Raw genomic sequence first — 16101 nt, forward strand, 5'->3', positions numbered from 1 at the left:
GAAAGCTTTGGCGAAAACAAGAATATACGAATTAGCTAAAGAATTAGGTGTTTCAAGTAAAGAATTAATAACGGTTCTTTTTGAAGAATTTGGTGTTGAAGCAAAAAATCATATGAGTGTCATAGATGAGGAAGATGCTGAATTAATTAAGGAACTTTTTGCTGAGAATAAGTCAAAAGAAAACGACATAGTTGAAATTTATGAACATATAGAAAATGAAAGTGTTAATAAATTAAACAAAAAGAAAAACAAAAACAAAGGCAAAAATAGAGATGGTAGAGATGACGATTCAGCAGACGATGATTCAGTAGATGAAGTTATTGAAATTGAAAACACTATAGTTGTTAAAGATTTAGCTGAAAAATTAAATAAATCTTCAGTTGAAGTAATTAAGGAACTAATGTTTTTAGGTGTAATGGCAAATATGAACCAGGAAATAGACTTTAACATAGCTGAAAAAGTAATAGAAAAGTTTGGTGCATTTGCTGTATTAAAAGAAGAAGAAGCTGGAAAACTAGGTGAAGAAATAGAAGTTGAAGACATTCAATTAGAAGATGAAGAAATGAAAAAAAGACCACCAGTTGTTACAATAATGGGTCACGTTGACCATGGTAAAACATCACTTTTAGATGCTATAAAACATTCTAAAGTTACAGCTACAGAAGCTGGAGGAATTACTCAACACATAGGAGCTTATACTGTAGATGTAAATGGTCAAAAAATAACATTTTTAGATACTCCTGGACATGAAGCTTTTACTGCTATGAGAGCAAGAGGAGCGCAAATAACAGATGTTGTTGTATTAGTAGTAGCAGCAGATGATGGAATAATGCCTCAAACAATTGAAGCTATAAACCACTGTAAAGCAGCAGAAGTACCTCTAATTATTGCTATAAACAAAATGGATAGACCAGCAGCAAACCCAGATAGAGTTAAACAAGAATTAACAGAACATGGATTAGTAGCGGAAGACTGGGGTGGAGATACTATTTGTGTACCTGTATCTGCACATACTAGAGAAGGTTTAGACACGCTATTAGAAATGATAGTTTTAACTTCTGAGATGTTAGAATTAGAAGCAAATCCAGATAGAAGAGCAAAAGGTACAGTAATTGAAGCTAAACTTGACAAAGGTAGAGGTCCAGTAGCATCATTACTTGTTCAAAATGGAACATTACATGTTGGAGACTCTATAATAGTTGGAACTACTTACGGTAGAATAAGAGCTATGATAGATGATAAAGGAAAGAAAATAAAATCAGCCGGACCATCTATACCAGTAGAAATTTTAGGATTATCTGAAGTGCCAGCAGCTGGAGATAGATTTAATGTAGTTAAAGATGAAAAGACTGCAAGAAATATGGCTGATAATAGAAAAGAAAAAATTAGACAAGAAAGCTTTACAGCTTCTAATAAGGTTTCAATGGAAAACTTATATAGTCAAATACAAGAAGGTAAAGTTAAAGAACTAGGTGTTATAGTTAAAGCTGATGTTCAAGGTTCAGTAGAAGCTATAAGACAATCTTTAGAAAAACTTTCAACAGACAATGTAAAAGTAAGAGTAATACATGGTGGGGTTGGAGCTATAACAGAAACAGATGTTACATTAGCAACAGCTTCAAATGCGATAATAATAGGATTTAATGTAAGACCAGATAACAATGCTATAGCTGCTGGGGAAAAAGAAAGTGTTGAAATAAAAACATATAGAATAATATATGATGCTATTGAAGACATAAAAGCAGCTATGCTTGGAATGCTTGATCCAGAATATAAAGAAGTTATCCAAGGTAGAGCAGAAGTAAGACAGGTATATAAAATATCTAACATTGGTACTATAGCAGGATGTTATGTATTAAATGGTAAAATTACAAGAAACTCTAGTGTTAGAGTTATAAGAAATGGTGTAGTTATATTTGAATCTACGCTAGCTTCATTAAAGAGATTTAAAGATGATGTTAAAGAAGCAGCTTCAGGATTTGAATGCGGTTTAAGCGTAGAAAAATTCAATGATATTAAAGAAGAAGATATAGTAGAAGCATACATCATGGAAGAAATTAAACCAAAACAAATATAGTTTAAGGAGTGAGTTACGTGGCAAATTATAGAGGCGGTAGAATAAACGAAGAAATAAAAAAAGACGTAAGTAATACCATACAAAATAAAATAAAAGATCCTAGATTAACTGCAATGGTAAGCGTAACTGATGTAGACGTAAGTAAAGATTTAAGCTATGCTAAAATATATGTTAGTATTTTTGGAAATGAAAAAGAAAAACAAGACTCACTTGCAGCATTAAAAAGTTCAGTTGGATTTATAAGAAAAGAAATAGGGAAAAATGTTAAGTTAAGACAAGTACCACAGGTGATTATAGAATTAGATACAACACTAGATAAAGCAATGCATCTAGAATCTTTATTTGATAAAATAAAGAAATAGTTAGTATGAATTTAGAAAAAGTTGTAGAAAAAATTATGGAAAGTAATAGCATAGCTATTACTTTCCATGTATCACCAGATGGAGATTCCCTAGGAAGCGCAACAGCATTAATGTTAGCGCTTAAAAGTTTAAATAAAAATGTGCAAGTGCTTTGTAAAGAAGAAATACCAAATACTTTCTCTTATTTGAAAGTAGCTGAAGAAATTAACATAGAGGAATATAAACCACAAGAAAATATTGATTTAGTTATAGTTTTAGATTGTGGAGACAAAAAAAGAATTAATGCAGAATTGGATTTTGAAAATAGAAAATATTCAATAATTAATATAGATCATCATATGTCCAATGAAATGTATGGAGATATTAATTATGTAAGTATTGAGTCTGCGGCAGTAGGAGAAATAGTATTTAACATTATAAGAATGCTTAAAATACATATAACAGAAGACATGGGAGCGGGAATATACACATCATTACTTACTGATACAGGATCTTTTAGACATAGTAACGCAACAAAAGTTACTCATGAAATTGCAGGTTATCTTATAGAAAATGGTTTAAATTTTAGTGAAATTCATAGAAAAATTTTTGATAACAAAGAATTTAATAGAGTAAAATTGTATGGAAAAGTTATAGATAAAATGGAAATGCAATGTGAAAATAATGCAGTATTTATGTACTTAAACAAAACAGATTTAGAATCTCTTGGGTTAGAACAAAGTGATACATCGGATTTATTGATTTTTGGAACTAAAATAAAGGGTGCAGATGTTACTGCTCTTATAAAAGAGGCAGATAATGGGGTTAAAGTAAGTTTGCGTTCAAAGGAAAAAGTGGACGTAAGAAAAATTGCAGAAGAATTTAATGGCGGTGGACATGTTAGAGCAGCAGGATTTTACTATGAATCTACTATGGAAGAAATTAAAGAAAAATTAATAGCTATATTAGAAAAAGAGTTGATATAAATGAGTTTTAGTAATAAAAAAAGTGGTATATTAAATATTTATAAACCTAAAAATATGACTTCTTTTGATGTTGTAAGGGATTTAAGAAAAATATTGGGAGAAAAGAAAGTTGGTCATTGTGGGACTTTAGATCCACAAGCTTGTGGGGTTTTACCAGTATGTTTTGGAAGATCCACTAAAATAATAGATTATATAATGGAAGGTACAAAAGAGTATGTTGCTACACTAAAACTTGGAGAAGTAACAGATACTTACGATGTTGAAGGTAAAGTAATAAAAACATTTGAAGTAAATGTTACAGAAAATGAAGTAAGAACTGCTATAAACTCTTTTAAAGGGGATATAAAACAGGTACCTCCTATGTATTCTGCATTAAAGGTTAATGGAAAGAAACTTTATGAATTAGCACGACAAGGTATAGAAATAGAAAGAGCAGCAAGAGATGTAAAAATACATGATATTACTATAGAAAATATAGATATACCATATGCAACATTTAAAGTAAGATGTTCTAAAGGGACATATATAAGAAGTTTATGCTATGATATAGGAGAAAAATTGCAATGTGGTGCAGTTATGACAGATTTAGAAAGAACATCAACTGGTAGATTTACTAAAGAAAATAGTATAAATATAAAAGATTTACATAAAGACAATGTAGAGCAGTATATTGTTCCAGTTGAAAATGCATTTTTAGATTATCCTAAATTAATAGTAAATAATAAATTTGAAAAATTACTTTTAAATGGTGTTGCTGTAAAAGATAGAAGTTTCATTGATAATATTGAAGATTTTAAAATACATAGAATTTATAATGAAAGTAATGATTTAATAGCAATAGGTAGGAAAACAGAGATAGGATTTAAATTAATAAAAATTTTAATTTAGAGGTATTATGTATGAAAGTATTGAGGGATAATTTTTCTGAAAAAATAAACACAGATACTTTTGTTGCATTGGGGAGTTTTGATGGAATACATTTGGGGCATCAAAAACTAGTAGAGCAAACAATTGAAATGACTAGAAAATTTAATTTAAGCAATAAAAGTAAAAATGCAAAGTCAATGGTCTGTACATTTTATCCTCATCCATTAGTAACTATAAATAGTGTTATAGCACCTAAACTTATTATGGATAATAAAAATAAAATTAAGGTGCTAGAAAATTTAGGATTAGATATTTTGAATTTTATGACCTTTGACAAAAAACTTATGCAAATATCTCCAGAAGAATTTATAACAAAACTAGTTAAAACTTATAATGTAAAAGGTATAGTTGTAGGATTTAATTATAAATTTGGATATAAAAATTTAGGAGATGTTAATTTATTGAAAAAATATAGTAAATTATTAAATTTTTCTCTTTGTATAGTTGAGCCAGTAAAAATAGAAGATGAGGTAATTAGCAGTTCTAAAATAAGAAAATATATAAAAGAAGGCAATCTAGAAAAAGCAAATGAAATGCTAGGAAGAACATACTCAATTTCAGGTAATGTTATAAAAGGAAAACAAATAGGCAGTAAAATAATGGGGTTTCCTACTATAAACTTAAAGTATGATAGCAAATTAATATTACCTAGTAGAGGTGTATACTATACATTAGTAAGATATAAAGGTAACGTGTATCATGCTATGACTAATATAGGATTTAATCCTACAGTTAATGGAAAAAATCTTAGCGTAGAGACAAATATTTTTGACTTTGATAAAGAAATTTATGGTGAATCTGTAGAATTATATTTTGTACATAAAATTAGAGAAGAAAAAAGATTCAATATAATAGAAGATTTGGTAAATCAATTGAATAAAGATAAAGAATTTGTCAAAAATATAAGTATAAAACTAAATATAAATATAAATTAGCAATAAATAATTTACAAAGATAATTTTATTTGATATAATTTCTTTGAACCTTATGCTAAGTTTACTGAATTGCCAACGGGCTACTTGGAATAAGGGGATATTACAATCGGAGGTGTTTTACACATGGATAAGGCAAGAAAACAAGAAATAATAGCTAAATTCGCAAGAACAGAAGGAGATACAGGATCACCAGAAGTTCAAGTGGCTTTATTAAGCGCAAGAATAAAAGAATTAACTGAGCACTTAAAAGTTCACAAAAAAGACCACCATTCAAGAAGAGGTCTACTAATGATGGTTGGACAAAGAAAAGGTCTTTTAAACTACTTAAAGAAGCAAGATATAGAAAGATATCGTGCTTTAATAGCTGAGTTAGGAATAAGAAAATAATTAGAGCGGCTGTGCCGCTCTATTATTTTAGGTAAATGAAAAAAACAAATAATATAGTTACAAATAATATAGTAATTATAATAATTGAAAGGAGGCAAACAAATGATTCACACATTAGAAACTACTGTGGCAGGAAGACAAATGAAGGTTGAATATGGCAAAGTAGGAATGCTTTCCGATTGTGCGCTCTTCATGAATTATGGAGACACAGTTGTACTTGTTAATGTAAATGCATCAGAACAACCTAGAGCAGGAATAGACTTTTTCCCTCTAAGTGTTGAATATGAAGAAAGATTATATTCAGTAGGAAAAATTCCAGGAGGATTTATAAAAAGGGAAGGTAAGCCTTCGGAAAAAGCGGTATTAAATGGTAGAGCTATAGATAGACCTATAAGACCTTTATTTCCAAAGGGATATAGAAATGATGTTCAAGTTGTTTGTACTGTAGTATCTGTAGAGCAAGATAATGTTCCAGATATTTTAGCGATGAATGCAGCATCAACTGCATTATATTTATCAAGTATTCCATTTGTAGATCCAGTAGGAACAGTTTCAGTAGGACTTATAGACGGAGAATTTGTAACAAACCCTACAGTAACTGAAAGAGAAAAAAGTTCATTATCATTAACAGTTTGTGCTACAAAAGATAGAGTTATGATGATAGAGGCTGGTGGAGATGAAATACCAGAGGAGACTATGATTGAAGCTATAAATTATGGATTTGATCAATGTCAACAAATGGTAAAATTCCAAGAGGAAGCTAGAGCTAAGTTTGGAAAAGAAAAAATTACACCAGAACTTCATAAAGTAGAAGAAAGTTTAGAAAAAGATATAAGAGAATTTTCTTTCGAAATGTTAAAAGAAGCTATGTATATCACTGATAAAGATGAAAGAAATGTAAAAATTTCTGAAATTAAAGAAAAAATAAACGAAGCCTTTGGTGAAAAATATGAAGATAAAATGAGTGATATAGCTGAAGTTATATATGGTATTCAAAAAGAAGTAGTAAGAAATATGTTACTAAAAGAAAGAAGAAGACCAGACGGAAGAGGCTTTGAAGAAATAAGAAAAATCAGCTGTGAAACAGGAATATTACCTAGAACCCATGGTACAGGATTATTTACAAGAGGATTAACTCAGGTTATGACCGTTGCTACATTGGGAGCTTTAGGAGACGTTCAAATAATAGATGGTTTAGGTGAAGAAGAATTCAAAAGATATATGCACCATTATAATTTCCCAGCTTATAGCGTAGGAGAAGTTAGACCATTAAGAGGACCAGGAAGAAGAGAAATAGGACATGGAGCTTTAGCTGAAAGAGCTTTAGAACCACTTATACCTTCAATAGAAGAGTTCCCATATACTATAAGATTAGTTTCAGAAGTCTTAAGTTCAAACGGTTCAACATCTCAAGCAAGTGTATGTGGTAGTACATTAGCACTATTAGATGCAGGTGTTCCAATAAAAAGACCAGCAGCTGGTATAGCAATGGGATTGATAACTAGTGAAGATTTAAGTGAAGAAGAAGTTTTAACTGATATTCAAGGAATAGAAGATTTCTTTGGAGATATGGACTTTAAAGTAGCTGGTACCGAAGAGGGTATAACATCTATACAAGTAGATACAAAAATAAAAGGTTTATCTAAAAATTGTATAAGACAATCTATAGAAAAAGCTAAAATTGCTAGACTTTATATTTTAGATAAGATAAAAACTTGTATACCAGAGCCAAGAGAAGAGTTATCTCAGTATGCTCCGAGAATGTATAGTATTACTGTTCATCCAGATAAGATAAGAGATATAATAGGACCTGGTGGAAAGACAATAAAACAAATTATTGCTGACACAGGGGTAAAAATAGATACTAATGATGATGGTAAAGTAGTTATAATGTCTAATGACAGTGAAAGTGCTAATGCAGCAGTAAAGATGATAAAAGATATAACTAAAGAAGTTGAAGTTGGTGAAATCTATTTAGGTAAAGTAACTAAAATAGCCGCATTTGGAGCATTTGTAGAAATTATGCCTAAAAAAGAAGGTTTAGTTCATATATCTAAATTGGATGCAGAAAGAGTAAACAAAGTAGAAGATATTGTATCAGTTGGTGATGAGATTTTGGTAAAAGTTACTGAAATAGATAACCAAGGAAGAATTAATCTTTCAAGAAAAGATGCAATTAAAGATACTCAGGGTAATAACGAAGAGAAGTAATTATAAATAGAAGGGCTTATTGCCTTTTTATTTTTTTATGCAATTATATAGTTAAACAAAAAAGTTGAATTAAAATTTATTATAAATGTACTCTTATATATGTGATTACATTTAAATTTTAAAAAGTAAAGTATATAATGTTTTTTATAGGTATATATAGTGCTATTATTTTAAATAATAGTATAAGAACGTATAACAGAGGATTTAAATTAAATATAAAAATAAAATTGTTTATATTGATTTTTACCAAAATATAGATTATATTTATAATAAATTTTAAAAATACCTTCAACAAGGAGAAGAAAATGTATAATTTATTTAGACTTAATAATGGATTACGGGTAGTTGTTGAGAATATTGAGCACTTTAATTCAGTTTCTATAGGATTATGGGTAGAAAATGGATCAAGGAAAGAAAATTTAAGCAATAATGGAATATCGCATTTTATAGAACACATGTTGTTTAAGGGCACAGAAAATAGAACATCTAAAGAAATTGCAGAAGAAATTGAAGATGTAGGTGGTCAAATAAATGCTTTTACAGGTAAAGAGGCTACTTGCTATTATATAAAAACTTTGGATACACATTTAGATCTTGGGTTGGAAATTTTATCTGATATGTTATTTAATAGTTTATTTAATGAAGATGATATAGAAAAAGAAAAAGGTGTTGTAATAGAAGAAATAAATATGAGTGAAGATAATCCGGAAGATGTACTTGCAGATTTACATGCGAAGGCTGCTTGGGGAGACGATGGATTGTCACTTCCTATTTTAGGAAACGAGTCTACTGTAAAATCATTTAGTAAAGCCTTATTAATAGAGTATGTTAAAGCGCATTACATACCAGAAAACTGTGTAATATCTATATGTGGAAGAATAGACATGAGAAATATAGAAAAATTAGTAGAGAATTATTTTGGAAAATGGCAATCAGTAAATAAAAATATAACTTTATATTCAACGCCAAAAATTTTAAAAAACAATTGTTTTAGAAAAAAAGATATAGAACAACTCCATATAAATTTGGGATTGAATGGATTTAAAGTAGGCGATGACGATTTGTATACATCTATATTATTATCTAACATTTTAGGTGGGGGTGCATCATCTATATTATTTCAGAAAATAAGAGAAGAATTAGGTGTATGCTATTCAGTATATATGTATATGACTTCACATGTTAATAATGGTTTAATTAATGTTTATGCTGGATTAAATCCTAAACATGCTAAACATGCTATAGAGTCAATAAGGGGTGAAATATATAAGTTTGCTAATAAGAAAATAGATAATAATAAATTAGCTAAAACTAAAGAACAATTAAAGGGAAATTATATATTAGGATTAGAAAGTACTAGTAGCCGAATGTTTAGTAATGGAAAATCCGTTATGTTTCAAAATAAAATAAATACACCTATGGATGTAATAAAAAAAATTGATAAAATAGATATGGATAGTGTGGAGAGAGTACTAGAAAAAACATTCAAACAGGGTGTTGTTAATGCAGCATTTGTAGGTAAGAATATAGATGTATTAAATGAATGTTATAAAGAAAATGTACTTAATATAGAAAAATAATAGACAATTTATATCATAAATATAAAGACACAGTCATAGTTATCTTTATACACATAAAAGAAATGGGGGGTAACTATGGAGGAAAATATTAAATATTTAAGTGAAATGGAGAGATATGAGATTATAAATATCAATGACGGAGATAAATACAATTTTTTAGCTAATAACGATATTGTTATAGATGAACAAGGTGTATTAAAATTATTATTATTAAATGAAAATAAATCTGGATTTAGCTTTTTAAAAAGTAATGGACTTATGGAAGTACCATGGGAACATGTGAAGAAGATTGGATCAAGAACTATAATAATTGATGTAGAAGATGAAGTTTTAAAAAGGTCTCATATATAACGGGGGTGTATTAATGAAGATACTAGTGCAAAAATTTGGAGGAACTTCTGTTTCAAGTAAAAATAATAGAAAATTAGTTGTAAAAAAGGTTAAATCTGCTATAGAAAATGGGTATAGTCCAGTTGTTGTAGTTTCTGCTATGGGAAGAAAAGGAGATAACTATGCAACTGACACATTACTTCAATTATTAGATGATGAATTTAAAAGAAGCAATTTGTTAGCGACAGATGCTATTTTAGGGTGTGGAGAAATAATAAGTACAGTAGTAATGTGTAACGAATTATACAATGAGGATATTAATGCTGTTCCATTAACAGGAGGACTTGCAGGAATACAAACAGATAATACTTATGGAAATGCAACTATATTAAATGTTGAGTCTAAGAGAATACTTGAGCTGTTAGAAAAAGGAATTGTGCCAGTTGTTGCAGGATTTCAAGGAATTGGAGAAGATGGATATTTAACAACATTAGGGAGAGGCGGAAGCGATGTTACTGGTGCAATTTTAGGAGCGGGGTTAAATGCTAAGGAAGTTCATATATATACAGATGTAGATGGAATAATGACTGCAGATCCAAGAATAGTTTCTGAAGCTGCCCTTATAAAACAAATAGGATATGATGAGGTATTTCAATTTGCAGATCAAGGAGCAAAAGTTATACATCCAAGAGCTGTGGAGATATCAAAGAAATATGGGATCCCATTAGTTATCAAAAATACATTAAGTGATTGTGAAGGAACTACAATATCAAATGAAATTTGTGATTTATCTAGCAGTATTATTACTGGGATAACACATATTAAAGATAGAGTACAAATAACAGTAAGTCACAATGGAACTGAAGAATATATAGATTTATTTGAAATTTTAGCAAATGAAAATATAAGTATAGATCTTATTAGTGTATTTCCGAAACAAAAAATCTTTACTATAGAAAGTAAAGATTTAGATAAATTTAAATATATATTAAAAGAAATTAACTTAGAGTATTCTTATATAGAAAATTGCAGTAAAATAGCTGTAATAGGTTCTAAAATGAAAGGTGTTCCAGGGGTAATGGCACGAATATTAAAGGCATTAACGAAAGGAAACATAGAGGTTTTACAAACAGCAGACTCGCATATGACAATTTGGTGTTTAGTAGAGGAAATAAACACACAGTCAGCTATAAACCTCCTTCATAAAGAATTTAATTTAGAACAATAAGTATAACCATGTCCCTAAATGCACAGAATATAAGTATGTCATTTAGGGAGGTTGTTTTATGAATTTAGAAAAAGAAGAAAAGGAAGTAACAAAGAATGTTGTAAATGAAGTAGAAAAAAATGAAGATGAGATAAGAGCTAGTGAAAATATTGAAAATATTAAGGAATTAGGGGTTCAAAGTGTTCCAGAAGTAGATGAAAGTATACAGGTATTGCCTATAATTGGTCAAATTGAAGGCCATAATGTGGGATCTCCACAAACAAAAGCTACAAAATATGAACATGTAATTCCACAATTAATTGCAATGGAAAGAGATAAAAATGTAAAGGGTATACTAGTTGTATTAAATACAGTAGGTGGAGATGTAGAGGCAGGTCTTGCTATAGCTGAAATGATTAATAGTTTGACAAAACCTACAGTGTCTTTAGTTATTGGTGGAGGGCATTCTATAGGAGTGCCACTAGCAACATCATCACATTATTCTTTTATATCACCTACAGCAACAATGATAGTTCATCCAGTAAGAATGAATGGTTTGGTTATAGGAGCTCCACAAACATTTGAATATTTTAGAAAAATGCAAGACAGAATAGTAGAGTTTATAGTTAGGACATCTAAAATTTCAGAAGATGAATTAAGAAGGCTGATGGCTCAAACTGATGAACTTTTAAATGATATGGGAACTATACTTATAGGAAAACAAGCTGTAGAATGTGGTTTAATTGATGAAGTTGGTGGAATATCACAAGCTTTAAATAAGTTAAATGCGCTTATAAAAACAAACTTGAAATAGGTCTTTTGACCTATTTTTTAGTTTGAAATTAAAATTAGGTGGTTTATATTCAAAAGTACTTGTAAATTATATCAATAGTTTACTTTAATATAAAAATGTACAAGCATTATTTTATATTAAAAACATGATATCATTTAAAAAAAATATATATAAAGATAAAATATATATAGTATAATATATAATGTTATTTAAGAATAAGATGAAAATATTTCATGAAATGGATTTAAATATCGTAAAAGGTTATAATGGATACTATAGGTGTATATGGTAATCAATATAAGTTTTAAATTAAAAATAAAGGTTTTACATATGTATTTAAAAATCTAATTACTGTGTTTCTATCTTATGTTACAGAATTAAAATATATCATGTCGGAGGTGATACAGTGGCAAAAAATAGCACAAAAGGTAAAAAAAGGTCAGAGAAGACAAAAGCTAAAGTACAAAAACAACAAGCGAAATCTATGAGTAAGGAAATGAAAGGAATATTATTAATAGTATTAGCACTAATAATATTGCTAAGTCTTTGTTCTACTCTTTTTAATCAAAAAGAATCTTTTACAGGCGTTTTAGGAGTATTTCTTTATAGTTTATTAGTTGGAATTGTAGGTATAGGAGCGTATGTCTTACCACTGATATTAATTTTTGTAGGGTTTAATTATATAACTAAAGGCAAAATGGATTTTTCTAAAAAAGTTTGTGGAATAATTTTATTTATTATAGATACTATTCTTATAGTACAAATGGTTACATTGCCTAAATATTATGTAGATGGGAACTTAATGGAAAGTCTTAAGTTAGTTTATAATTCTTATACTGTAGTTCATGGAGGTGTTCTAGGATATCTTATAACTCTTCCAATATATAAACTTTTAGGAAGTATAGGAAGTTATATTATATTTGTAACAGTATATTTATTAGCAATAATTTTAATTAAAGATAGTACTATTAAAGAAATGATTCATACCACAAAAAATGTGGTTACCAATTTCGGTTCAACAATTAAAAGTTCAGATAAAAACATTGAGAATACAATTATAAAAAACGATATACCAATAAATGATACCGTTGCAGTAACAGAAGACATATCATTAGATAACCCATTTTTTGACCTTACAAATAAAAAAGAGAATAATGATGATAATAAAATAAAAATTATAGAATTTTTAAAAGAAGAAGATAAAAATTGTGATAATACAGATTTTGCTTTTGAAAATTCAGATGAAAAAGGAAAAAATAGCCTTCATGGAATAAAAAAATATAATTTAAGTCAAGAGGAAAAAGTAGAAGAATTAAATATAAATGACTTTAATAATAATAAGATTTTAAATTATAAAAATCCAGATATTAGTTTGCTTTATAAAAATGATCAAAGTCAATTAAAAAAGGGTGATAAAAAAGAACTTTTAAATAGTGCAAGTAAACTTCAAGATACTCTGCAAAGTTTTGGAGTAGAAGCAAAGGTTACACAAGTCACAAAAGGTCCATCAGTAACTAGATTTGAACTTCAACCTAGTGCAGGGGTAAAAGTAAGTAAAATAGTCAATTTAGCAGATGATATTGCTCTAAACTTAGCGGCTTCAGGAGTAAGAATAGAGGCACCTATACCAGGAAAGGCAGCTGTTGGCATAGAAGTGCCTAATAAAGAACTTTCAGCGGTATACTTAAGAGAAGTAATAGAATCTGAGGAATTTAATAATTTTAATAAAAATTTAGCATTTTGTTTAGGAAAGGATATAGCAGGAAATTCTATTATATCAGATCTTACTAAAATGCCTCATTTACTTGTTGCAGGAGCTACAGGATCTGGTAAAAGTGTATGCATAAACACATTACTTATGAGTATTTTATATAAATATTCACCTGATGAAGTCAAATTAGTGTTGATAGATCCTAAAGTTGTAGAATTAAATGTATATAATGGAATTCCACATCTTTTAATTCCAGTAGTAACTGATCCTAAAAAAGCAGCAGGGGCATTAAACTGGGCAGTAAATGAAATGACAAGAAGATATAAAATTTTTGCAGATAGTGGAGTAAGAAATATAGAAGGATATAATGAAATGGCATCTAAAGGAATCGTAGAAGAGAAGCTTCCATGGATAATAATTATTATAGATGAACTTGCAGATCTTATGATGGTTTGTCCGCATGATGTTGAAGATTATATTGGAAGGTTGGCACAAATGGCTAGGGCGGCAGGAATGCATTTAGTTATAGCAACACAAAGGCCTTCTGTAGATGTAATTACAGGAGTTATAAAAGCTAATATACCTTCAAGAATATCTTTTGCAGTTTCAAGCCAAATTGACTCTAGAACTATATTAGATTCATCTGGGGCAGAAAAATTACTGGGAAAAGGAGACATGTTATTTTATCCAGTTGGGGAATCTAAACCTTTAAGAATACAAGGAGCCTTTGTATCAGAAGAAGAGGTGGAAAGAGTTGTCAGTTTTATAAAAAATCAAATTGAAGAACATGTGTATTCGGAAAAAATAATTGAGCAAATAGAAGAGGGAATAAAACCATCTCAAGATAGTGAATGTGATGAGCTTTTAAATGAAGCTATAAAAATAGTAGTTGAGGAAGAACAAGCATCTACGTCACTGTTGCAGAGAAGATTAAAAATAGGATATAATAGAGCGGCAAGAATTATCGACCAAATGGAAGAACGCGGAATTATATCTGGGAGAAATGGGAGTAAACCAAGACAAGTTTTATTAAGTAAGGAAGAAATATAAAATGTTTTAAAAATTGTAATATAAGGTTATAATGTAATTGTAATATTGAATTTAGGTTAAATAATCTATATTATAATTAGTACAAATATGATTATATTCTAAACTTTAAGAAAAATTATAGAATATTCTTCTTAAATATAAGTGTTATACTATAAAACTAATGAAAAACTTCCAATTATATATAATAAACAGGAGGAAATAAATGAACAAGTTAAAAGTAGGAGTAGTAAATTTAGGTTGCGATAAGAATAGAATAGATTCTGAAATAATAGTTGGTAAAGTAAAAGAAAAATATGAAGTAGTTAATGAACCAGAAAATGCGGATATAATAATTATAAATACTTGTGGTTTTATAGAAAGTTCTAAAGAAGAATCTATAAATACTATATTGGAAATGTCAAGATTTAAAGAGGAAAATTGTAAGGTTTTAATAGCAACTGGATGTTTAACTCAAAGATATGGAAGTGAACTTTTAAATTTAATTCCTGAATTAGACATTATATTAGGAGTTAATGATTATGATAAATTAATTGAAAGTGTTGAAAAAGTATTAAAAACTAATAAACAAATAGCATATACAAATTATAGTGATTCTAATATAAATGTAGGAAAAAGAATAATTACAACTGGCAGTACAACTGCTTATGTAAGAATTGCTGAAGGTTGTAATAATACCTGTGCATATTGTGCTATACCTAAAATAAGAGGTAGATATAGAAGTAGAAAAATGGAAGATATAATTTCGGAAGTAAAAGAATTAGCTATAAATGGCTATAAAGAAATAATATTAGTAGCTCAAGATACAACAAGTTATGGAATAGATATATATAAAGAGAAAAGCCTACATATTTTATTAAAAGAATTATCTAAAATAAATAGTATTAAATGGATACGTGTTTTATATTGTTATGCAGAAGAACTTACAGATGATATAATAAATGAATTTGCAACTAATGATAAAGTTTGTAAATATGTAGATATTCCAATACAACACATAAGTGATAATATATTAAAATCAATGCGTAGAAAAGGAAGAAAAAGAAATATAACTGAAAATATACTAAAATTAAGAAAGCAAATACCAGATGTAGTTTTAAGAACAACTCTTATAGTAGGGTTCCCTGGAGAGTGTGAAGAAGATTTTAATGAATTAAATGAGTTTGTAAAAGAAATAAAGTTTGATAAACTAGGAGTATTTACTTACTCACAAGAAGAAGATACTGTAGCTGCAGAAATGGATAATCAGATTGATGAAGGAATAAAGGAAGAGAGATATCATCAAATTATGCAAACACAGCAAAAAATATCTAAAGAAGTTAATAAAAATGAGGTTGGAAAAGTCTATGATGTTTTAGTAGAAAGCAAAGATGGAGAAGTCTATATAGGTAGAAACTCTGTTATGTGTCCAGATGTAGATGGGGAAATATTTATAGAATCTAAGGAAAAGTTAAAAATTGGTCAATTTGTTAAAGTGAAAATTATTAAAGCATTAGAGTATGATTTAATAGCTGTATTGGAAAAATAGCTTTAAAGTTAAGTTTTAAAAATATTTAGTGGGAGTTGTGT

The 16101-nt window shown here is 28.7% G+C and carries 13 protein-coding genes; all 13 read left to right on the top strand.

Annotation, left to right across the window (positions count from 1 at the left end):
* The first annotated feature begins 7 nt into the window (after nt 1–7).
* The 13 genes from infB to rimO all read left to right on the top strand — a co-directional run bounded on the left by infB (nt 8) and on the right by rimO (nt 16060).
* A complete protein-coding gene (gene infB, locus ACYUE0_RS00945) occupies nt 8–2077 on the top strand; it encodes a translation initiation factor IF-2 (RefSeq protein ID WP_199868717.1) in 2070 nt (689 codons plus the stop codon).
* 17 nt (nt 2078–2094) lie between these two features.
* Entirely contained in the window at nt 2095–2439 is a 345-nt protein-coding gene (rbfA, locus tag ACYUE0_RS00950; RefSeq protein WP_010292736.1) for a 30S ribosome-binding factor RbfA, read from the top strand.
* 5 nt (nt 2440–2444) lie between these two features.
* Nucleotides 2445–3404, top strand: coding sequence for a DHH family phosphoesterase (locus ACYUE0_RS00955; protein ID WP_460269173.1), 960 nt, complete (start codon nt 2445–2447; stop codon nt 3402–3404).
* Complete coding sequence (truB, locus tag ACYUE0_RS00960; protein ID WP_199868719.1) at nt 3405–4292, top strand: tRNA pseudouridine(55) synthase TruB; 888 nt, start codon at nt 3405–3407, stop codon at nt 4290–4292.
* Nucleotides 4293–4303: 11 nt separating this feature from the next.
* Nucleotides 4304–5266 carry a bifunctional riboflavin kinase/FAD synthetase gene (locus tag ACYUE0_RS00965; RefSeq protein WP_061995024.1) on the top strand — a complete coding sequence of 321 codons (963 nt, stop codon included), beginning with the start codon at nt 4304–4306 and terminating at the stop codon, nt 5264–5266.
* A gap of 123 nt (nt 5267–5389) precedes the next feature.
* A complete protein-coding gene (gene rpsO, locus ACYUE0_RS00970) occupies nt 5390–5653 on the top strand; it encodes a 30S ribosomal protein S15 (RefSeq protein WP_010292729.1) in 264 nt (87 codons plus the stop codon).
* A gap of 102 nt (nt 5654–5755) precedes the next feature.
* Complete coding sequence (locus tag ACYUE0_RS00975; RefSeq protein ID WP_061995023.1) at nt 5756–7864, top strand: polyribonucleotide nucleotidyltransferase; 2109 nt, start codon at nt 5756–5758, stop codon at nt 7862–7864.
* Between the two features lie 305 nt (nt 7865–8169).
* Nucleotides 8170–9444, top strand: coding sequence for a M16 family metallopeptidase (locus ACYUE0_RS00980; RefSeq protein ID WP_061995022.1), 1275 nt, complete (start codon nt 8170–8172; stop codon nt 9442–9444).
* Nucleotides 9445–9519: 75 nt separating this feature from the next.
* Nucleotides 9520–9795: a YlmC/YmxH family sporulation protein gene (locus ACYUE0_RS00985; RefSeq protein ID WP_010292723.1), complete on the top strand. Its 276-nt coding sequence runs from the start codon at nt 9520–9522 to the stop codon at nt 9793–9795.
* A gap of 13 nt (nt 9796–9808) precedes the next feature.
* Nucleotides 9809–11002 (top strand): aspartate kinase, encoded by a 1194-nt coding sequence (dapG, locus tag ACYUE0_RS00990; RefSeq protein WP_061995021.1) that lies wholly within the window; start codon nt 9809–9811, stop codon nt 11000–11002.
* Nucleotides 11003–11060: 58 nt separating this feature from the next.
* Nucleotides 11061–11795: a ClpP family protease gene (locus ACYUE0_RS00995; protein ID WP_061995020.1), complete on the top strand. Its 735-nt coding sequence runs from the start codon at nt 11061–11063 to the stop codon at nt 11793–11795.
* Nucleotides 11796–12258: 463 nt separating this feature from the next.
* Entirely contained in the window at nt 12259–14535 is a 2277-nt protein-coding gene (locus ACYUE0_RS01000; RefSeq protein WP_207710399.1) for a DNA translocase FtsK, read from the top strand.
* Between the two features lie 202 nt (nt 14536–14737).
* The gene (gene rimO / locus ACYUE0_RS01005) at nt 14738–16060 is read left to right on the top strand and encodes a 30S ribosomal protein S12 methylthiotransferase RimO (protein WP_199868722.1); all 1323 of its coding nucleotides are present in this window, start codon (nt 14738–14740) and stop codon (nt 16058–16060) included.
* The last annotated feature ends 41 nt before the right edge of the window (nt 16061–16101 follow it).

Source organism: Clostridium sp. CTA-19 (assembly GCF_054767855.1).

Excerpts from the sequence above, each read along its gene's own strand:
- ACYUE0_RS00955 (WP_460269173.1), top strand. The coding sequence starts at position 2,445 with ATGAATTTAGAAAAAGTTGTAGAAAAAATTATGGAAAGTAATAGCATA.
- truB (WP_199868719.1), top strand. The coding sequence starts at position 3,405 with ATGAGTTTTAGTAATAAAAAAAGTGGTATATTAAATATTTATAAACCT.
- ACYUE0_RS00965 (WP_061995024.1), top strand. The coding sequence starts at position 4,304 with ATGAAAGTATTGAGGGATAATTTTTCTGAAAAAATAAACACAGATACT.
- rpsO (WP_010292729.1), top strand. The coding sequence starts at position 5,390 with ATGGATAAGGCAAGAAAACAAGAAATAATAGCTAAATTCGCAAGAACA.
- ACYUE0_RS00975 (WP_061995023.1), top strand. The coding sequence starts at position 5,756 with ATGATTCACACATTAGAAACTACTGTGGCAGGAAGACAAATGAAGGTT.
- ACYUE0_RS00980 (WP_061995022.1), top strand. The coding sequence starts at position 8,170 with ATGTATAATTTATTTAGACTTAATAATGGATTACGGGTAGTTGTTGAG.
- ACYUE0_RS00985 (WP_010292723.1), top strand. The coding sequence starts at position 9,520 with ATGGAGGAAAATATTAAATATTTAAGTGAAATGGAGAGATATGAGATT.
- dapG (WP_061995021.1), top strand. The coding sequence starts at position 9,809 with ATGAAGATACTAGTGCAAAAATTTGGAGGAACTTCTGTTTCAAGTAAA.
- ACYUE0_RS00995 (WP_061995020.1), top strand. The coding sequence starts at position 11,061 with ATGAATTTAGAAAAAGAAGAAAAGGAAGTAACAAAGAATGTTGTAAAT.
- ACYUE0_RS01000 (WP_207710399.1), top strand. The coding sequence starts at position 12,259 with ATGAGTAAGGAAATGAAAGGAATATTATTAATAGTATTAGCACTAATA.
- rimO (WP_199868722.1), top strand. The coding sequence starts at position 14,738 with ATGAACAAGTTAAAAGTAGGAGTAGTAAATTTAGGTTGCGATAAGAAT.